The organism is Novosphingobium sp. Fuku2-ISO-50, from assembly GCF_001519055.1.
Taxonomy (GTDB): Bacteria; Pseudomonadota; Alphaproteobacteria; order Sphingomonadales; family Sphingomonadaceae; genus Novosphingobium.
In genome coordinates this window covers 70,687-90,190 of the sequence record NZ_KQ954301.1, presented here as the reverse complement: position 1 = coordinate 90,190, position 19,504 = coordinate 70,687, and the positions used below count along the sequence as shown (strand labels likewise).

General features: G+C 63.9%; 13 protein-coding genes. 5 read left to right on the top strand and 8 right to left on the bottom strand.

From position 1 onward, the window contains the following. Positions 1 to 186: 186 nt before the first annotated feature. From AQZ50_RS17290 to AQZ50_RS17270, 5 genes are all read right to left on the bottom strand, one after another. Positions 187 to 2,193 (bottom strand): head maturation protease, ClpP-related, encoded by a 2,007-nt coding sequence (locus AQZ50_RS17290; protein WP_067748166.1) that lies wholly within the window; start codon positions 2,191 to 2,193, stop codon positions 187 to 189. A gap of 3 nt (positions 2,194 to 2,196) precedes the next feature. Then, complete coding sequence (locus tag AQZ50_RS17285) at positions 2,197 to 2,394, bottom strand: helix-turn-helix domain-containing protein (protein WP_156427416.1); 198 nt, start codon at positions 2,392 to 2,394, stop codon at positions 2,197 to 2,199. After that, the gene (locus AQZ50_RS17280) at positions 2,387 to 2,743 is read right to left on the bottom strand and encodes a hypothetical protein (protein ID WP_156427415.1); all 357 of its coding nucleotides are present in this window, start codon (positions 2,741 to 2,743) and stop codon (positions 2,387 to 2,389) included. The genes AQZ50_RS17285 and AQZ50_RS17280 overlap by 8 nt, the downstream gene beginning before the upstream one ends. A 63-nt stretch (positions 2,744 to 2,806) precedes the next feature. Then, positions 2,807 to 3,001, bottom strand: a complete 195-nt coding sequence (locus AQZ50_RS17275; protein WP_156427414.1) for a hypothetical protein — start codon at positions 2,999 to 3,001, stop codon at positions 2,807 to 2,809. A gap of 399 nt (positions 3,002 to 3,400) precedes the next feature. Beyond that, the gene (locus tag AQZ50_RS17270; protein ID WP_067748157.1) at positions 3,401 to 5,254 is read right to left on the bottom strand and encodes an AAA family ATPase; all 1,854 of its coding nucleotides are present in this window, start codon (positions 5,252 to 5,254) and stop codon (positions 3,401 to 3,403) included. 304 nt (positions 5,255 to 5,558) lie between these two features. On the opposite strand from AQZ50_RS17270, the gene AQZ50_RS17265 reads away from it, so the two are divergent. The 4 genes from AQZ50_RS17265 to AQZ50_RS17250 all read left to right on the top strand — a co-directional run bounded on the left by AQZ50_RS17265 (position 5,559) and on the right by AQZ50_RS17250 (position 10,487). Further along, positions 5,559 to 7,082, top strand: a complete 1,524-nt coding sequence (locus tag AQZ50_RS17265) for a carbohydrate porin (RefSeq protein WP_082703750.1) — start codon at positions 5,559 to 5,561, stop codon at positions 7,080 to 7,082. A 10-nt stretch (positions 7,083 to 7,092) separates the two neighbouring features. Beyond that, positions 7,093 to 8,241 carry an NHL repeat-containing protein gene (locus tag AQZ50_RS17260; protein WP_067748153.1) on the top strand — a complete coding sequence of 383 codons (1,149 nt, stop codon included), beginning with the start codon at positions 7,093 to 7,095 and terminating at the stop codon, positions 8,239 to 8,241. Then, positions 8,241 to 9,518: an iron uptake transporter deferrochelatase/peroxidase subunit gene (efeB, locus tag AQZ50_RS17255; protein ID WP_067748150.1), complete on the top strand. Its 1,278-nt coding sequence runs from the start codon at positions 8,241 to 8,243 to the stop codon at positions 9,516 to 9,518. The genes AQZ50_RS17260 and efeB overlap by 1 nt, the downstream gene beginning before the upstream one ends. Before the next feature lie 252 nt (positions 9,519 to 9,770). After that, positions 9,771 to 10,487, top strand: a complete 717-nt coding sequence (locus tag AQZ50_RS17250; RefSeq protein WP_067748148.1) for an outer membrane protein — start codon at positions 9,771 to 9,773, stop codon at positions 10,485 to 10,487. A 173-nt stretch (positions 10,488 to 10,660) separates the two neighbouring features. On the opposite strand, the gene AQZ50_RS17245 is transcribed toward AQZ50_RS17250, so the two are convergent. From AQZ50_RS17245 to AQZ50_RS17235, 3 genes are all read right to left on the bottom strand, one after another. Then, entirely contained in the window at positions 10,661 to 11,701 is a 1,041-nt protein-coding gene (locus AQZ50_RS17245) for a helix-turn-helix domain-containing protein (protein WP_067748146.1), read from the bottom strand. A 20-nt stretch (positions 11,702 to 11,721) separates the two neighbouring features. Next, on the bottom strand, positions 11,722 to 13,596 hold the full coding sequence (locus AQZ50_RS17240; RefSeq protein WP_067748144.1) for a DUF885 domain-containing protein: 1,875 nt from the start codon (positions 13,594 to 13,596) through the stop codon (positions 11,722 to 11,724). Between the two features lie 138 nt (positions 13,597 to 13,734). Further along, the gene (locus AQZ50_RS17235; RefSeq protein ID WP_067748142.1) at positions 13,735 to 15,825 is read right to left on the bottom strand and encodes a phosphocholine-specific phospholipase C; all 2,091 of its coding nucleotides are present in this window, start codon (positions 15,823 to 15,825) and stop codon (positions 13,735 to 13,737) included. Between the two features lie 316 nt (positions 15,826 to 16,141). Here AQZ50_RS17235 and AQZ50_RS17230 point away from each other — a divergent pair, with 316 nt between their 5' ends. After that, positions 16,142 to 19,498 (top strand): transglutaminase family protein, encoded by a 3,357-nt coding sequence (locus AQZ50_RS17230; RefSeq protein ID WP_067748140.1) that lies wholly within the window; start codon positions 16,142 to 16,144, stop codon positions 19,496 to 19,498. Positions 19,499 to 19,504: the final 6 nt, after the last annotated feature.

Below are 19,504 nucleotides of genomic sequence, written 5' to 3'. Positions count from 1 at the left end.
CGGCTGATTCCGTTTTCAGGCTGGGTGCTCTAGCATCCCCTGAGTGGAGCTGGTGGTGCGGCTGCCTGGAAGATCCAAACATCTCTCAGGCTTTTTGCTGCGCTGGCCGTCAACGCGCCGGGGAAGGGATGGAAGCGCAAGGCAACAACGCTACGCGGGCCTTTCCCGGTTCTCCCGCGTCAGAATTCATGCACCGGCTTGGCGGTAAGCGCCGCGCCAATCGACGATGCCGGCGCCGAAGTCCTCATGCACCCGGAAGGCCACCCCAAGGACGTCCCAACCGTTCTGCATTTCCATGATCGGGCCATCGGAATTGTTGCGGCTGGCGTATTCCATCGTCGGCACGAACGACGGATCGGCAAACAAATACCAGAAACCGGCGGACAGACGGGGATCGACCAATGGGGTGAGCTTGCCCGCGAACGGGTTGGCATAGTCCACTTGGTTCGGATTCAGCGGGATAGAAATCAGCTTTTCAATAACGGTTTCATATCCCGGCGGGGAAAGGATAAATTTCGGCGCCGCATTGATATAGGTTGTTCCGTCGAGGTCGGTCTGGTTGCGCATCGCCTGGCGCGCTACGTCCAGAGCCGCGACTGAGGGAGCGGAACCGGTCGCATTCAGATTGCCATGGGACGATGAAAACAGCGAGTTGCCATCCGACATGACCGGGTTGGCGTTGATCAGCGCGGCCAGAAGCTGCGCCTCGGTTTCAGCGGCGGCGCGACCCATGATCGTCAAAACATCAGTGAACGCGCCCAAATCATCGTTGATCAGCGCCTGCCGCGTCAACGTGAATTGCTTGGCGAAGGTCTGCATCGAATAGACCTCCTGGCGTTCAGCGAATTTGCCGGTCGTGACCTCACCACTCTCGGAAACCACTGGCAAGGTTCCGAATTCGGAGAGCTGAAGAGTCTTGATTTGACGGAAATCCTTGGCCGCACGGGGGCGGGCAATCGACTTGAGCGGTGATTCCGCGTTGCGGTACATATCCAACAGATACCGCTGACCGGTGCCCTGGAGAAGGTCGGGGAAGTCGCCGGTTGTTCCGGTGATATCAGCACTCCCATATGTCCCGCCGCCGCCCCATTGGCCAGGGCTGGTTGCGCCGCGCGGCCCAGAGCCGACCCACGCCGCCGCGTTGAGAATCTGATCGGGCGTCATGCGACGGGAATTGCCGCGTCCCGTGCGGTCGACCAACTCGGCCGCCATATCGACGATCGACATGCCCCGGAAATGTGCGGCGGCGCCCTCTGCCGGCTTTCCGGACATCTTGGCATACATCGCATCGGCCAGCGCTTTGCCAAGAAAGTTGGGGTCGTCGAAGGTCACCACAGCACCACCCAAACCGATGCCGGACGTTGCCATATCGCGCTGGGCGAGAGCCTCAAGGATCGTTTCGCGGGCATCGGCTAACGGCGAACCACGGTTGACCAGCGTCATCGCCAGCGCGCCGCCAAGACGATGCCGCTCGCAAAGGGATTGAATCTGGGTCACGCGTTCACGCTCTGCGAGCGCGGCCTGGGCGCCAGGATTTGCTTGGGGCATGGTAGTACGTCCTTTCAAATTTAGGGAAGGTCCGCGCCGGAAGCCACACGCGGTAAGGTCGGCCATGGCGGCCATGGGAAGCGTCGCGTTCACCCGATCGGCGAAACCGAAGGCAACTGCCTCGGTCGCATCGAGCCAGGTTTCAGCCGCCAGCATTACGGAAATTTCGTCAGGATCGAGGCCGGTGCGGCCAGCGTAGATATCGACCAGGCTGGCCTCCATCTTGTCTAGCCGGGCCGCGTCGGAGCGAAGCTCATCGGCGTTGCCGATCGAGCAGTCCCACGGCTTGTGAATCATCATCAGCGCGCTTTCGGCCATGATGATCACCTGACCGGCCATCGCGATCACGCTGGCCATCGATGCGGCCAGGCCGTCGATGATCACTGTGACGGTGCCCGCGTTGTATGCCTTGATGGCCGCGTAGATCGGCAAACCCTCAAAGACGTAACCGCCGGGACTGTTGATACGGACGGTAAGGTCGCCCGTTGAGTTGCGAATTACGGGACAGACTGTCGCCGCGTCAAGTTGGGCATCGGGGTCGCCGATCGTGCCATAAAGTTGGATTTCAGCCATGCGGCCAAAATGCCGCCGATTCGCGATCCTGTCGCCGGACGTATCTGGCCAAAGCCGGACATGTTCGGCCAAAGCCTACACCTTTGCCGGCGAACGACATCCCTCGCGGAAAGAAATCAGGTCGGCCAGGCTGTAGCGAACCCGTCCGCTTGGCAGCGCCATGTGTGCAACCTGCCCGGCGCGGCGGTAGCGGCGCAACGTCCGATCGCTGATTCCCAAGATGCGCGCCGCTTGCGCTTCGGACAGGTCCGGATCGCGAATCGACTCAGCCATTTCGCGCACCGGCCGCTTGGTCGCTGCGGGCCAGCATCTCAAGGCCGAGCTGCTGGATAGCCGCCCTGCGCTGCATAGGATCGAGCACCCGTGCCTGGGTAAGAGACCGCACGAATGCCGCCGCCGCGTCCAGGTCGATGCGGTAGGACTTCCCTTTGCTGCCCCGGCGCAGAATTGGGAAGTCGGGATGGATCGCGATCAGCCGGCGCAGCGTCACATCGGACGGCATACCGGGAAGACGGGACAAGTCTGTCAGGTTTCCAATCATAAGAACCTCAAAACAAAACAGAAAAACACCATCCGGCAAAATTGGGGGCACTCGCACATGCTGCGCTTCGCTTACCCCCATTGCGTTCGGCCCCCGCAAGGCCCCAAGGGTTAGGGGGTAGGCGCTGCCGATCGCTGCGCATGGTCAATTGCAGCGCGTCGCGCGCCAGGCTACCCCGGTCGTGTCGAGTGCCTGCGTCATCAGCGCGAGCGCACCCTCTTCGCCGAAACTGCGCCGCAGGATCGTCGCGGCCGCCGACATCAGCGCCGACACCGCGTCGGCCGGATGATCAGCACCATCCAGCGCGTCCCGACACAGCGTCGTCGAAAGCGCAGTCACAGACGGGCGAATTTGCCCCTTTTGTCCATTTTTCATCGCCATTCCTCCAATGCACGCGCCAACAGGCGCAAATCTGCCTCAATTTCCGATCTATCCTCGAAATACCGCTCCGGATCGCGCCAACTTGGCGACAACCGACCAACTCGCCTGGACAGCGACCGAACTTGGTCGGCTGGGGAAAGCGAACGCGCCGATTGCGGTTGGACCAGCATGTCATCGCCCGGCCTTGCTAGCCTATTCGACCTTGCCGGCAACCCAAGCCGTTCGGCCGGCGATGCCAGCGGTACCGGTCGGGACACTACGGGACACCCCCCTTTAGGGGGTGTCCCGTAGTGTCCCGCCGTGTCCGCATCGGGACATTTTCGATTTGTCCCGGAATGTCCCGCTTGTCCCGATAGGTCATAGCTCGCTCTCCACAAGCCACACCAGATCATAACCCGCCTCGACTAAACCCTTGTCAATCAGGCCCTTCGTCGCTCGCGCCGCTCGCTTCTTGCGCGCATCGAACGCGCCGTCCTCACGATCGCGGAAGGCGTCCCGCCATGTCCCAACCGGGACACGGGCCGTTTGTCCCGCAATGTCCCGACTGTCCCCGGCCAGTTCGCGCAACACTTTGAGCGCGCGACGCTCTGCATCGGAAAGGCTTGGCCGTTTTCCGCCCGGGCGCGCACCGGCGGGATCGATGACGCAAGAGACCATAGGCTCTCCATCGTCGTCAGTCCCGACAGCCGTTTGCGCAAGCGTGTATGAAAACGGTCCAACCTCACCGCCGTCTTTGATTGCCACCACCTTGGCCTCGCAAAGCCCGGTGTCGGCGTCCTTCGTAACCTCGATCGCCGCATCCACCGCGCCAAGCAGCGCATTGGATCCTCTCATTCCACGATCGCGGTCTTTGCCCGAGTGGTGCACGATAAGCACGTGCGCCCCGGTCAATCTCTGAATTCGTTCAGCATTGCGCACGACCACATTGACGTCGCGCGCCTTGTCTTCGTCGCCACCGCCGATCATGCGCGACAGCGTGTCCAGCACGACCAGACCAACTGGCGCGTTCATCGGTTCGGCGATTCCCCTGATGTCGGCGATCAGCCGGTCCAGCTCGTCGGGATCATCAAACATATTGATGGACTGCGGGATCAGCGCAAAGGGCGCGCGCGGATCGCCGTCACGCTCCTGGCGCCAAGCCTTCATGCGCTGGCGAACACCGGCCGCGCCTTCTCCGCAGATATAGGCGATACCGCACCGCCGTGATCGCAGGCCAAACCAGTCGCGGCCATGCGCGAGGTGCAAGGCCAGATCGAGCGCGGCAAAGGTCTTTGTCGATTTAGGCGCGCCGAAAAATACCGACAAACCGCCCTCGACAAGCAACCCACGCAGCAACCACCGCAGCGGCTCTCCTGCGTCCTCTTGGCCAAACCATACCAGCGGAAACCGCGACTTGAATACCGGTCGCCATTGCTGCGCTTCTGCGACGATCGCGAGCAACTGGCCCGCCGTGCCGCCGCCGTCGAGCCAATCGCTTATGTCTGCCTTGCGATCGGCGAGCCCCAGCTCGACCAGGCGAAGGTCGCTGCTGTGACCGCGCAAAGCCTGGGCAATCTGCAACGCATGCTCCGTGCCGGCTTCGTCGTTGTCCGGAACGATCGCGACCCGCGCACCCGCCAATTGCGAGCTATGCTCCGGTTTCCATTTTCCGGCGCCGCCAGCATTGCACGTCGCGACCAGGCCAAGACGATTGAGCCTATCGGCGTCCTTTTCACCCTCGACAACGAAAACCAGATCACTGCGCACTGCCGCATCTGTCACGCGGGGCAGGTTGTAGAGCGTCGGTCGGACGCCCTTCATATTCCAGAGATACCCGCCCTTGCCGTCCGGCCGGCGCTGGCGAAAGCTCTTTGGCTCATAGCGCACGACTTCATGCACAAGCTCGCCGGCCCAATCCTCATAGCGATAGACCGCGACCTCACGACCAGGATCATTGGCCGCCGCGTCACTCTCGAAGTTGTCCCGAAACCACGCCGCCGCTGCTTTACGATCACCGCCAAGCTTGTGCGCGATTAGATCCAGGACACCGCCGCCATGGCCGGTTTCATGGTCGCGCCAGGTGCCGCGATGATCGCCGGCGATCGTAACGCGCAAGCTGCCATGCGACCCAAAGCGCAATTCGCCGTCTTTGGACTGCCGCCGGTTCGGCTCGCCGAAGAGCCGCTTGGCGACAGCCTCGATGCGTCCAGCAAGGCCATTGTCCGGGATCATTTTTGCCCGAATGCGTTAGCCAGCCCATCTTTGCAGCCCGCAGAAATCCGTCTGCGCGCTGGACCGGTTAGCCGGTCTATCCGATTGAAATTACGTTTTTTCGATAATCCTCGCGGGGCATCCATTTTCCTGAAAAATCTGAAACCAGATCGTGCTTCGGCAGGCGAGTCGCGCGGAGCGGTTGCTGCGGCGTGGTGGCGATGGGCATGGCGGACTGCTGTGCAAATGCAAATTGCTCGCATTAAGATTGCAATTGAGAGCCAGTCGCAATAAAGAGCTTCGGTCTTTGAGGTCGGAGTGACGGATGCGATTTGCCGGGAAAGTGGTTGGCCGTGGGCGCCCTTTGGCAGCGAGCGTGGTGAAAACCGGCGCCTTGCTGGCCCTGGGCCTGGCCCTGGGCCTGGCATCGACATCGGTCCGCGCCGCGCCGCCGCCGATCATGACCGTGGTGGCCGACGGCACCAACGGCAAGCAGGGCAGCGATCCCCTGGCCTTTCTCCACGCTTGGCGCCGTGACGGCGCGCTGTTTGGCGATTGGTGGGGGCTGCGGCGCGATCTTGCCCACAAGGGCATTTCCATCACCGTGCAGGAAACCAGCGAGGCGCTGGGCAATGTCTCGGGCGGCACGCACAAAAGCCTTGATTACGACGGCCTGACCCAGGCGGTCGTGCAGGTCAATTCCCAGCGCGCCTTTGGCTACTACGGCGGTACGTTCAACGCCTCGGCCCTGCAAATCCATGGGCTCAACCTGTCACAGCGCAATCTGGGCACCTTGCAGACTGCCAGCGGTATCGAGGCGGACCGCGGAACCCGGCTTTGGGAACTGTGGTACGATCAGAAGCTTCTGCCCGAAGATCGGCTCGACATTCGTATTGGGCAGCAAAGCCTCGATCAGGAATGGATGGTCTCGTCCAACGCACTGATGTTCGTGAACACGATGTTCGGCTGGCCGATGATGCCTTCGGCCGACATGCCCGGCGGTGGTCCGGCCTATCCGCTTTCGACGCCGGGGATTCGCCTGCGCTATCGCCCGGTCAATGCCCTGGCGATCCAGTTGGGTGCGTTCAGTTCCAGCCCGTTCACCATGAGCAATGCGCGCGCGCAGGCATTGGGTGCCGATGCGCAGCAGCTCGATGCGTCGGGCACGAGCTTTCCGATCTTTCATCATGGCGCGCTGTTTCTGGCCGAACTGCAATATACGACGCCGGCGCTTGGCGGCATGGTCGCGCCGGGTGCCAGGCCGCCGCTGGCCAGCACGTACCGGCTGGGCGTATGGTATGACACCGAACAGTTCGCTGATGTCCGTCTTGGCGGCGATGGCCTGCCGCTGGCTGATCCCGCGAGCGATGGCAGCCAGCGCCTCCATCGCGGCAATCTTTCGGTCTATGGCGTGATGGACAAGATGATCTGGCGTTCGTCAAAAGATCCCAATCGCACGCTCAATCTGTTTGGGCGTGCCATGGGAGCGCCTTTTGCCGACCGCAATCTCGTCGATTTCAGCGCCAATCTCGGCCTCGTGCTGAAGGACCCGTTCCCCTATCGCACGATGGATTCGCTGGGGATCGGCATGGGCTTTACCCATGTCAGCGCCAGGCAGGCCGCCGCCGACTCCGACATTGCGCAATACGGCAACAGCTATAATCCGCGTCGTACCAGCGAGACATTTATCGAGGCGACCTATCAGCGGCAGGTCACCCCGTGGTTGCAGTTGCAGCCCGACATCCAGCTCGTCTTCAATCCGGGCGGTGGAGTGGTCGATCCCAATGTCGATGCCAGACGTGTCGGCAATGCGATCGTCGTCGGCGTCCGTACCAACATTCTGCTCTGAGGGGGGCGTCATGCGTCGTACATCCATTGCTTCTTCGGCATTCATCGCTCTGGCCGCTGTCCTCGGCCTGGCTGCGACACCCGCGCTGGCCGACCGCGCGGGCTATCTGGAAACCATTCACCGCCACACGACGCTTGCGCTGACCACGCCCGACAATGGCGATCTCAATCCTTATGCTGTGGTGGTGGCGCCGGTGTCAGCGGGCAAAGTACTCAAGGACGATGTGCTGGTCAGCAATTTCAACAATATCAGCAATCTGCAAGGTACGGGCACGACGATTGTCGATTTCAATCCGGCAACCAGAAAGACGACGCTGTTCGCGCAGATCCCGCGCGATACCGCCCAGTGCCCCGGTGGTGTCGGGCTGACCACGGCGATGACGATGTTGCAATCGGGCTGGGTGATCGTCGGTTCGCTGCCCTCGAAGGACGGCACGACGGCGACACGCGGCGAAGGCTGCCTGCTGGTGCTCGACCCGAACGGCAAGCTGGTCGCGACATGGTCCGGTCCGACCATCAGCGGCCCCTGGGGCAACATGGCTGTGGTCGACAAGGGCGATCGGGCCACCCTGTTCGTCTCGATGGCGGGCTTTGATGTGCCGGGGCCGCGCGTGCTCGATCCGGAAACGCATTATCCGATCGTGCTGCACAAGGCGACGGTGCTGCGCCTTGAACTGGCCATCCCCAAGGACAAACCCCCGGTCCTGACCAGCCAGACCGTCGTGGCGAGCGGTCTTGCCCAACGGGCCGATACCGACAATTTCCTGTTCGGTCCCACCGGCCTGGCGCTGGATGACGATGACACGCTCTATGCCACCAATGGTCTGGAAAACACGATCATCGCGATCGACCATGCCTCCACGCGCAGCGATAGCGGCGGCACGGGCCGTGTTGTCACGCGCGATGGCCTGTTGGCCTGGCCGCTGGCCATGGCGTGGACGCCGGAAAAGCACCTGCTCGTCACGAATGGCAAGAACGGGCAGGTGGTCGAGATTGACCCGAGGGCGGGCAAGCAGATCTATGCGCAGTGGATCGACAACGATCAGGCGCAATCGCCGCCGGGCAATGGCGATCTCTTTGGCATCGCGATGCTGCCCGACGGCTCGGGCTTCTATTACGTGGAAGACGACATGAACACTTTGGTCAAGGCGACCCGCTGATGGCAAACACCACGCACAAGGGCGCTTCGCGTCGCGGATTTCTCGGCGCTGCCGCCGGAACGTTGGGCGGCGCGGTGTTTGCGGGCGCCGCCGGGGCGACGCCGCCTGCGCCGATGCATGGATATGGCTTGTTGACCGGTCAGATCGAGCCGTTTCATGGCCCCCATCAGGCCGGCATCACCACGCCCGCGCAAAAGCATCTCTATTTCGCGGCATTTGACATCATCACCGACAAGCGCGCCGAAGTGGAGAGCCTGTTGCGCCGCTGGAGCGAGGCGGCGGCGCGGATGACGGCGGGATTGCCTCTGGCCGGGGAGGAAGCGGTTGATCAGGCGCCCCTCGATTCCAGCGAAGCCGACGGCCTTGGGCCCCAGCGGCTGACGCTGACGATCGGTTTTGGCGCGGGGCTGTTTTCCAGGGATGGCACGGACCGCTTCGGCCTTGCCGCCCGGCGGCCCGAAGCGCTGATCGACCTGCCTCATTTCAACGGCGATCAATTGTTGCCCGAAAAGACCGGCGGCGATCTGTGTGTTCAGGCCTGTGCCGACAACGCGCAAGTCGCGATGCACGCCGCGCGCCATTTGGCACGCATCGGCTATGGCGTGGTGCAGATGCGCTGGGCGCAGGCCGGGTTCGGCTCCGGCGGCAAGCCCGGCGTCACCCCGCGCAACCTGATGGGCTTCAAGGACGGCACGATGAACCCCGATGTGCGCGACCCGGCGGCCATGGTGCGTCATGTCTGGGTCGGTGACGAGGGCGGCTGGATGAAAGGCGGCTCCTATCTGGTGGCCCGTCCGATCCGCATCAGCCTGGAACATTGGGACAGGATGAAGCTGGCGTTTCAGGAACAGGTGGTTGGTCGCCACAAGGCCAGCGGTGCGCCGCTCGGCGGCAAGGCGGAGTTCGAACCGCTCGATCTTGATGCCACCGATGCCGACGGCAATCCGCTGATCCCCGAAAACAGTCATGCCAGGCTGGGCGCGCCGCAAATCAATGATGGGACCCAGATCCTGCGTCGGGCCTATTCCTATGACAATGGTGTCGCCCATATCGCAGAGCGGTGGCCGCCGTGGCGTCAGGGCATGATGATGGATGCCGGGCTGATGTTCCTTGCCTGGCAGCGCGATCCCCGGACCGGCTTTGTCAGGATATTCGAAAACATGGCGAAGTTCGACATGATGAACCAGTTTGTCACGCATATCGGCAGCGGGCTGTTTGCCTGCCCGCCCGGCGCCGCTCCGGGCGGCTTTGTCGGCGAAGGGCTGTTTCGGACCTGATCCCGATGCGCGGCCCGGTTCGCTGGGGCTGCGGGCCGCTTGTCCATCATTGCGTCTCAATCACTGTGCAGCCTGTCTTGGCAACGGCGTTCCTCGTTGACTTGAAGTCCTGATCCAGCGCTTTGCACGCAGAGCGAAAGTTACACGCAGCGGGGTCTTGTCGACCTTGCCCGGCGTGAAAGCTGCGCGCCCAATTCGTCGTCGGAGGTTTCGGCGTAATTGGTTGTGAATGAAAAAGCTTGGGGACGCTTTATGAACAAGACTGCATTTGTATTTATCGGGGTTGCGTTGGCTGTCTCGACGCCTGCCTTGGCGCGTGATGGCGATTGGTATGTCGGTGTCGATGCCGGTGTCGCCCTGGTCAACCGGGCATCGGTCACCCCTGTCGGCGGTCTGGGCTATGAAGCCGGGCCGCAATTGCCGACATCGATCAAGACCAGCGCCGGCTATGATATTGACGGTGTGGTTGGCCGCGATCTCGGGCTTTTCCGCCTCGAAGCGGAAATCGCCAACAAAAGCGCTGCGAACAAGAGCTATACATCGGCCGGCTACACGGCGTTTCCGACACCCGACGGCGGGATCGCTGTTGCAGGACCCGGGACATACGCCGATCTGTCCGGGCGGCAGAGCGTGTTCAGCATGATGGCCAACGGCCTTGTCGATGTCGGGCATGACAAGGGGCTGCAGGCATCATTCGGCGGTGGCATCGGTTGGGCGCGCAGCCATTACCGGCTCGGGATCAACTCTTACGGCGATGTGTTGAACGATCATCAATCGGGCTTTGCCTGGCAATTGCTTGCGGGCTTGCGCATGCCGGTCAGCCAGAGCGTCGATCTGGGCGTCAAATATCGCTATTTTCAGGCGCCCACCGCGCACCTGTCGACCCTTGGGGGAACCGATATTACCTCAAGCTTTCATTCGCATAGCGTGATGGCGAGCGTCAGCTACAATTTCGGGAAGCACAAATGACGCGGCAAGGGGATTGATTTGTCCCAGTATTGATTTGCCAAAGAGTTGCCGGCGGCCTTTGCAGATTCTGACATTTGCCCCCCCCATTTACAAATGCCGGAATGGGGCCGCCGGTGCCGACTGCGCGGGCTATTGGGCCTCGCCCGGGCAGTCGGCGTTTCCCGCCCGGGCGATCATGCTTGCCAGTTTGATCGCATCCAATGCACGACGGGATTGGCGATTTCGCGGCTCGGCTCGAAATGCCTTTCGGACTTTCGCGCCTTGCTGGGACAGACGCCGTAGGTCGCCTTGAACAGCCGCGCAAACGTCGCTTCGCTGCCAAAGCCCCAGCGGCGCGCGACAACGCTCACGCGTCCGCTCTGCCCGTCTGTCTGCCACAAATCGGCGTAGGCGCGTTGCAGCCTTGCCCGCCGGATATAATCGCTGATGCCGCCCAAGGGCGCGACCAGGCGATAGAGCGTGGCGCGCGATACGCCGAAATGGGCGGCGATACTGGCGACGCCGAGCTTGGGGTTGGCCAGATTGGTGTCGATATGCCGGCGAATGGCCATCGCGATCGCATCGGTCGATCCGGTCGAGCCCGCCGGGCCGGGAATGGCCTGGGCAAAGGCGGCACTGAGCAGGGCAAGCGTGCCGTCGACCAGAGCTTCGGACTGCAGGGCATCGAGTTCGTCGACGAATTCGTCGATGGCGAGCATGTGCCGCTGAAGCACTTTGGTGAAGCCCAGTTCGCGTCGCAGCACCAGCCCATGCAGGTTTGCGCCGACCGGCATGCGCGAGGCCAGCAAGGCGCGCGGAATGATGATGTTGATATTGTCGAAATCGTCCGCTTCGGTGGATAGCGTGCAGGCGAGATCGAGCATGGAAATGTCGCCCGCGCGGACATTGATCGGGCCATGCGAGGTCGTGCCGCGATAGCCGCCCGTCACGTAAAACTGGATCAGCAGCCAATCGCAGCCGCCGCGCGCCAGAACCGGATTGTCGCGGATGAAACGCTGCGCCTGCGCGCGGGCCCGGCCAATCAGCATCGGGCCCAGCTTGAACGCGCGCAGCGTCGCGGCAAAGCCTTCGCCCGGCGGGCGCAACGGTTCGGCATCGAACAGCAAATGGACGGTTTCGAGCCATTGCGCCACGGCGCCTTGCGGCCCCGGCGCATCGTCGGCAAACGAAAAGCGCGGGATGCCTCCCGCCCGGTCGGCGGCCTTTTCAATCATCCACGCGATCCCGCCTGCCGTTACCGTGTTGCCAGCGTTTTCGCGATATGGCCGGAAACCACCCCTTCGAGCAGATCCAGCGGCACACCGCCCGACGTGATGATCGCATCGTCATAGGCGGCAAGATCGAACTTTGCGCCAAGCGCGGCGCGGGCCTTTGCGCGCAGGCGCAGGATTTCGTTGTGGCCCATCTTGTAGCCGCAGGCCTGCCCGGGCGAGGCGCAATAGCGATCGACCTCGCTGGTCATGCCCACGCGGTTTTGCCCCGTCTCGACACACAGGAAATCGATCGCGCGATCGCGGCTCCAGCCCAGGGCGTGCATGCCCGTATCGACGACCAGACGGCAGGCGCGGAATTGCTGCGCCTGAAGATAGCCGAGCCGGCTCCACGGATCGTTGTCATAGAGGCCGCTTTCGTCGACCAGTTGCTCGGCATAGAGCGCCCAGCCTTCGACGAACGCATTGAAGCTGATCAGCGAACTGATCGCGGGGATCTCGCCGTGATGTTCGGCCAGATAGGCGAGCTGCCAGGTATGCCCGGGAATGCCCTCATGCGCGGTCAGCGTGGCCAGCGAGGGGCGCGGCCACATCGCCGTCGTTTTCAGATTGATGTAATAGATCGCCGGGCGCGACCCATCGAGCGCGGCGGGTTGCATATAGCCCCGTGCGGCGCCGTCCTGAATGTCGGGCGGCACGCGGCGGACCCTGACATCGGCTTTCAGCCCCAGACGGCTGAACCGGGGCATGATGTCGCGGACCATGGCGATGCGCTGTTCGAGATAGGCGATCAGCGCCGCGCGGCCTTCATCGGTGTTCGGATATATCTGGCGCGGATCCTTGCCGATCGCATCGGCGCGCTCGCCGACACTGCCCCTGGTCAGACCTTGCGCCTTGAGCAGGACATCCATGCGCGCCTTGATTTCGGCGTTTTGCTCCAGCCCGATGCGATGGATCTCTTCGGCAGAATGGCGCGTGGTGGTGCCGAGGCGCAGGGCCCAGCGGTAATAGGCCTCGCCATCGGGCAGGCGCTGGACCCCGGCTGTCATCGGGGCATTGGCCGTCGCTGCGGCAAAGGCGGCGATTTCGCGGTCGAGCGCGGGATAGACGAGGGTTTCCATGATCCGGATCGCCTGCTCGTCATACCCGGTCAGCCCCAGCGCCCGGGTCTTGGCGGCAAGGCTGGTCACCAGCGACTGTGCCGCCGCCGGGCGCGCGCGAAATCCCTTGAGAATGCCCAGCGCATTGTCCGCGATGAATTTCGGCGGCATGATCCCGTTTGCGGCATCGGCGGTGATTTGCGCGGTTTCTTCATCGATCCGGCGCGCAAAGGCGGCGATGCGGGCAACATAGGCTTCGGCATCGGCCTTGTCGGTCACGCCATGCGACGACACCAGCAATTCGGGGATCGTGCTGACCGCGCCGTTCTGCTGGCTGACGACATAAGGGCTGGTGCCGCCCTGAATCCCGGCCAGGCCGCCGCCGCCATAGCGAAAGCTCGTTCCGTCGAGCGCGGCCTGAGCCGCATAGCGCAGCGTATCATGTCGCAACCGGTTGGCCGACGAGAGCGTGGCGCGATCGGTTTGCAGCAACCTTTGCAGGATTGACCGGACAGCGGCATTGCCCTGTTCTGTGGCCGTCGGCGTGATGTGGGCCAATTCGCCGCGCAGCGAGGCGAGCGCGCCCCGGTCGAGGCCCAGTCGCGTGGCCGTTTCAGGCAGGCGTTTCAGCAATTCGTCGGTGAACCCGTTCAATTGCGCACAAAACGCCTGATCCGCCGCAGTTCCCTGTGCATCTTGCGCCAGGGCGAGGCCCGGCAGGAGCCCGCCCAATCCCATCGCCCCGGCCAGCCCCACGCCCCCGGCCAGAACATCGCGGCGTACAAATCCATTCGTCATAACAAGCTCTTGCGCAAAACCGGGTGGTTCCCGTGATCAGATCGCGCAGTACCTGCCGCAAAGCCGGGCGGATGGATAGTACCCTTTTGAACGGCGCCCTGGGATGGCGGTTCACGGCGTGCTTCATCTGTGGGCGTTTCAGACCTGGGCCAGGGCAGGATCGGTCATGGCGGACCATGGCCCCTCGACGCGCCCGGCGAGGCGGCGTTGCCAGCCATGGGGCGCGGTGATCAGCAGATCGTACCAGCCATGGGTCGGCGCGAGCGGCCATTCCATCGTGCCGCCCCGGTCGTCCGGCGCCCAGTCCCGATGTGCCTCGGCATAGGCCCCGGGCGTCACCTGCACCCCGGCGTGGCCCGGCGCCAGCGTCAGGCGCAGCCGGTCGCCGACCTTTTGCCAGCGCACGTCGGGCTCTGCGCCCGCTTGCCCGACAAAGGCGCGGTGAAATCCGGCGGGGCCGAGCACCCACAGATCATAGGCGCGCGCGGGGCCTGCGAGCGACCAGTCGGCGGCAAGCTGTTTGCCCGGCTCGACCGTGAAGCGGCGCGGCACGCGGTCGAGATGCAATCGGTCATAGACCTGGAACACCCCGGCGAGCCCGGCACCGGCGGCAAAAGTCAGGCGGATCGCCGAACCATCGGCAAGCGCTTGTCCGGTGGTTTCGAGCTGATAGCGGGCTGGGCAGGCCGGGCGCCGGCCGGGTGCCTGCGTGGGGAGCGGCTGGGCCTGCGGCGGGTGAGCATCGGGTTGCCTGGCGATGGCGCGGGCGCGCTCTGCCCGCGCGGGGGCCCGGGTCAGGCTGTCGGCCAGAGCAGGCGCGAGAATTTCGGCGGCGGGGGCGGCGGCGAAATCGAAGGCCGTGGTCAGATCGCTGCACACCGCGCGGCGCCACGGGCTGATGTTCGGCTCCATGACGCCAAAGCGCGCCTCCATGAAGCGGATCACCGAGGTGTGATCGGCGACTTCGGAATGGATTTTCCCACCGCGCGACCAGGGCGAAAGCGCATACATCGGCACGCGCGGCCCCAGCCCATAGGGGCGCCCGCGCAAGGCGATCCGGTCATCATCGGCGCCGGGCGCGGCCATGCGGTGATATTCGCCCAGCGTCGAGACCGTGCTCGCCCCGGCAAAGCCGCCGGGTGCGTCGGCATCGGGCGAGGGCGGCGCGGGCGGCGGGACATGGTCGAAAAAGCCGTCGTTTTCGTCGAAATTGACGAACAGCACCGTGCGCGCCCAGACGTCCGGATTGGCGGTTAGCGCCTCGATCACCCGGGCGGTATAGGCCGCGCCTTGCGCCGGGCTGGAGGGGCCGGGATGTTCCGAGCCTTCTGCCGTGGCGACGATCCAGCTGATCTGCGGCAGGCGGTCGGCCAGGACATCGGCGCGCAAGGTATCGAGCGCGCGGGTCGACAGCGCCTTGTCCGCCAGCACGCGCCGCGATCCGGCATCGCCGCGCAAGGCCGCGCGATATTGCAGGAAATTGGCCAGCGGATTGTCGGTAAAGAAATCGGCCATGTCCTGATAGACCGCCCAGCTCACGCCCGCCGCTTCCAGCCGTTCGGGATAAGTGGTCCAGAAAAAGCGCGGGGTACTGGCCGCATCGGGTTTGGCCAGATCGTCGTCGGGGTTCTGGATCGCCGGGCCGCCGCCCCGGCCAAACGGATCGTTGGTGCCGGTCCACAGAAACAGGCGGTTGGTGTTGGTGCCGGTGTGCATCGCGCAGTGATAGGCATCGCACAGCGTAAACGCGTCGGCCATCGCCCATTGAAAGGGCAAATCCTCTTGCGTGTAATAGGCCATGGCGCGCTGCGTCTTGGCTTCGGGCCAATGGGCCATGCGCCCCTGATCCCATGCGGCCTGGGCATTGGGCCAGGCGTGCGGGGTGCCCTGCATCCGCATCAGGTCGTAATGCGCCTGAGTCGAAATCGGGAACGGGCGGATCAGCCGGGGCGGATTGGCAGTGGCGTCCTGCTGATCCCAGACGGTGCGCAGGCCGCCCATGGCCGAATCCACAGGGATCGGGAAGCGGTCGCCAAAGCCGCGCACCCCCGGCATCGTGCCGAAATAGTGATCGAAACTGCGGTTTTCCTGCATCAGCACGACAATGTGCGCGACATCGCCGATCGTGCCCGTGCGGCGATCCGGGCCGATCGCGCGGGCCCGTGCGAGAATGGGCAGAAGCGCGGCGGCGCCGAGGGACTGGCGCAAGAGGGTACGGCGATCGATCATGGCGCGGAATCCTTGTGGGTATCGGTCACTTTGGCCAGTCTTGACACAGGCTAGTCTTGACACAGGCCAGTCTCAACACGGGCCAGTGGTTTGTGCCGGAATTTCCCCAAAGGCGAAGTCCGGCGCGTCAGATCGGTACGTCTATGGCAAGGCCAGTGAGAGCATGACCGCCCGGGAAAGCATATGTCGGCATAGTGTCAGAATTCTTGCACACGGTCGCCACCTGGCATGCCGTGTTGAACAAAGGACGCCGCGCGCATGCGTGCGCGCCATTCCACGTTGCGGCGCACCATCATTTCGCGCAATGTCCTGCCCCATGATCAAGGCCGGATTGCACCATCTCACCCGTTATACCTATGCCAGACCGGTCCGTCTCGGGCCGCAGGTAATCCGGCTGCGCCCGGCGCCGCACAGCCGCACGGCGGTGCCCAATTATTCGCTGAAAATCAGCCCGGCCAATCACTTCATCAACTGGCAGCAGGACCCGCTGGGCAACTGGCAGGCGCGGGTGGTGTTTCCCGATCCGATCGATCATTTCGCGATCGAGGTCGATTTGCTGGCCGAGCTGGCCGTGGTCAATCCGTTCGACTTTTTCGTCGAGGACTACGCGCAGGAATATCCCTTCGCTTATGACGAACTGCTGGCCAGCGACCTTGCCGCCTATTTCGAGATGGAGGAGCAAGGGCCGCGCTTTGACGCGCTCTATGAAAAATTCCGCGATTACGAAGGGCGCACGATCGATTTTCTCGTCGCCATCAATCAGGCGGTCAATGCCCAGGTCGGCTATGTCATCCGGCTTGAGGCCGGGGTTCAGGCGCCCGAGGAAACGCTCGAAATCGGCAGCGGGTCGTGTCGCGATTCGGCCTGGCTGCTGGTTCAGCTGTTGCGGCGGCTGGGTTTTGCGACGCGGTTCGTGTCGGGCTATTCGATCCAGCTCACGCCCGATGTCGCGGCGGTCGAGGGGCCGCGCGGGGTGACGCAGGATGTCTGCGACCTGCACGCCTGGACCGAAGTCTATGTGCCGGGCGCAGGCTGGCTCGGGCTCGATGCGACCTGGGGGCTGTTTGCGGGCGAAGGGCATATCCCGCTGTGCGCCACACCGCATTATCGCACCGCCGCGCCGATCGAAGGCGCGGTGATGGAGCAGGTCCACGCCGATTTCCATTTCGAGATGCAGGTTTCGCGCATTGCCGAGGCGGTGCGCATCACCAGGCCGTTTACCGAGAGCCGCTGGGAAGAGCTGATGGCGCTCGGCGACAAAGTCGACGAGGATCTGGCCGCGGCCGACGTGCGGCTGACCATCGGCGGCGAGCCGACCTTTGTCCGCGACGGCGATTTCGAAGCGGGCGAATGGAATGCCGAAGCGGTCGGCCCGACCAAGGCCTGGTTTGCCGATCGCCTGATCCGCATGTTGCGCGATCGCTTTGCGCCCGGATCGCTGCTCCATCATGGGCAAGGCAAGTGGTATCCGGGCGAGAGCCTGCCGCGCTGGGGCTATTCGCTCTATTGGCGCAAGGATGGCGTGCCGGTGTGGAACGACGCCCGGCTGATCGCCACCGGCACGCTGGACGCGCCCGCAGCGGCGGTCGATGAGGGCGATGCCGAACGCTTTCTCAAAAAGACCGCGCAGATGCTCGGGGTCGATGCCGATTTCGCCCAGCCGGTCTATGAAGACGCGGTCGAATGGATCGTGCGCGAGGCGCAATTGCCGGGCAACATCGCGCCGACCGATCCCAAACTCGACGATCCCGAGGAACGGGCCCGTTTCATGCGCACGTTTCAGCGCGGGCTGACCCGACCGGTCGGGCATGTCCTGCCTATTCAGCGCTGGTGGCAGGCCGCCGCGCGCCAACCGGTGCGCAAATGGCGCTCCGAACGCTGGAAAGTGCGGCGCGGGACGCTGTTTGCAGCGCCGGGGGATGCGGCGCTGGGGTATCGGCTGCCGCTGGGCTCGCTGCCTTATGTACCGCCCGCGCAGTATCCCTATATCCACCCGCGCGACACGGCCGAGCCGCGCGAACCTTTGCCCGACGTGCGTGCGCAAGTCATCGAGCGCGCGCGAGAGAGCGGGGCTGCGGCCCAGCGATCGGTCGCGGTCGATACGCCGCAGCCGTCGGACCAGGGCTATGTGCCGCAAGTCGCGATCGAGGGCGCTGTGCGCACCGCGATCACCGTCGAGCCGCGCGGCGATCACTTGTGCGTGTTCATCCCCCCGGTCGAAGCGCTTGAAGATTACCTCGATCTGGTCGCCAGCGTCGAAGCCGTGGCCGAAGAAACCGGCCTGCCGGTTCGGATCGAAGGCTATCCGCCGCCGCCCGATCCGCGCCTCATGGTGCTGAAAGTCACGCCCGACCCCGGCGTGATCGAAGTCAACATCCAGCCCGCGGCAAGCTGGCGCGAATCGGTCGCGATTACTGAAACGCTCTATGAGTGCGCGAGAGAGATCGGGCTGACGGCCGACAAATTCATGGTCGACGGGCGCGCGACGGGCACGGGCGGGGGCAATCATATCGTTCTGGGCGGGCCGAGCCTGCTGGATTCGCCGTTCATCCGCCGCCCCGACCTGCTCAAATCGTTTGTCATCTACTGGCAGCGGCATCCCTCGCTCAGCTATCTGTTTTCCGGCCTGTTCATCGGCCCCACCAGCCAGGCGCCGCGCATCGACGAGGCGCGGCACGACGGGCTCTACGAGCTGGAAATCGCGCTGAGCCAGGTGCCTCACCCGGATTGGCAGCAACCTCCGGCGTGGCTGGTCGATCGCCTGTTCCGCAATCTGCTGGTCGATGTCACCGGCAATACCCACCGGACCGAAATCTGCATCGACAAGCTGTTTTCGCCCGATGGGCCGACCGGGCGGCTGGGACTGGTCGAATTTCGCGGGTTTGAAATGCCGCCCGAGCCGCGCATGTCGCTCGCCGCGCAATTGCTGTTGCGTGCGATGACCGCGTGGTTCTGGAAAGAGCCGGTCGACGGGCCGCTGGTGCGCTGGGGCACGCAATTGCACGATCGCTTCATGCTGGGGCATCACGTCTGGGCCGATTTCCGCGACGTGCTGAACGATCTCGATCAGGCGGGCTATCATTTCGACCCGGTATGGTTCGAGGCGCAGCACCAGTTTCGTTTTCCCGTCCATGGCACGATCGAGGCCGGCGGGGTCCATCTCGAAATCAGCCACGCGCTCGAACCATGGAACGTGCTGGGCGAAACCGGCGCGATCGGCGGGACGGTGCGCTATGTCGATGCTTCGACCGAGCGGTTGCAGGTACGCGCGACGGGGCTTGTGCCGGGGCGCCATGTGATCGCCTGCAACGGCAGGCGCGTGCCGATGCATCCGACCGGCGTGCATGGCGAAGGTCTGGGCGGCGTGCGCTACAAGGCTTGGCTGCCCGCCAATTGCCTCCATCCCCAAATGCCGCCACATGCGCCGCTCACATTCGATGTGATCGATATGTGGAGCGGGCGGTCGCTGGGCGGCTGCGTCTACCATGTCGCGCATCCCGGCGGGCGCAGTTATGACACAGTGCCGGTCAATGCCTACGAAGCCGAAGCGCGACGGCTTGCCCGTTTCCAGTCGCACGGCCATAGTCCCGGGCGAGTGGCGCCACCGCCGCCCGAACAACCGGGGGAATTTCCCATGACGCTCGATCTGCGCCGCCCTGCGTGGCTGGCCTGAGGGCCG

Bases quoted from the DNA above. Each gene is read 5' to 3' on its own strand.
- AQZ50_RS17285 (WP_156427416.1), bottom strand. From the start codon at position 2,394: ATGGCTGAGTCGATTCGCGATCCGGACCTGTCCGAAGCGCAAGCGGCG.
- AQZ50_RS17280 (WP_156427415.1), bottom strand. From the start codon at position 2,743: ATGGGGGTAAGCGAAGCGCAGCATGTGCGAGTGCCCCCAATTTTGCCG.
- AQZ50_RS17270 (WP_067748157.1), bottom strand. From the start codon at position 5,254: ATGATCCCGGACAATGGCCTTGCTGGACGCATCGAGGCTGTCGCCAAG.
- AQZ50_RS17265 (WP_082703750.1), top strand. From the start codon at position 5,559: ATGCGATTTGCCGGGAAAGTGGTTGGCCGTGGGCGCCCTTTGGCAGCG.
- AQZ50_RS17260 (WP_067748153.1), top strand. From the start codon at position 7,093: ATGCGTCGTACATCCATTGCTTCTTCGGCATTCATCGCTCTGGCCGCT.
- efeB (WP_067748150.1), top strand. From the start codon at position 8,241: ATGGCAAACACCACGCACAAGGGCGCTTCGCGTCGCGGATTTCTCGGC.
- AQZ50_RS17250 (WP_067748148.1), top strand. From the start codon at position 9,771: ATGAACAAGACTGCATTTGTATTTATCGGGGTTGCGTTGGCTGTCTCG.
- AQZ50_RS17245 (WP_067748146.1), bottom strand. From the start codon at position 11,701: ATGATTGAAAAGGCCGCCGACCGGGCGGGAGGCATCCCGCGCTTTTCG.
- AQZ50_RS17240 (WP_067748144.1), bottom strand. From the start codon at position 13,596: ATGACGAATGGATTTGTACGCCGCGATGTTCTGGCCGGGGGCGTGGGG.
- AQZ50_RS17235 (WP_067748142.1), bottom strand. From the start codon at position 15,825: ATGATCGATCGCCGTACCCTCTTGCGCCAGTCCCTCGGCGCCGCCGCG.
- AQZ50_RS17230 (WP_067748140.1), top strand. From the start codon at position 16,142: ATGATCAAGGCCGGATTGCACCATCTCACCCGTTATACCTATGCCAGA.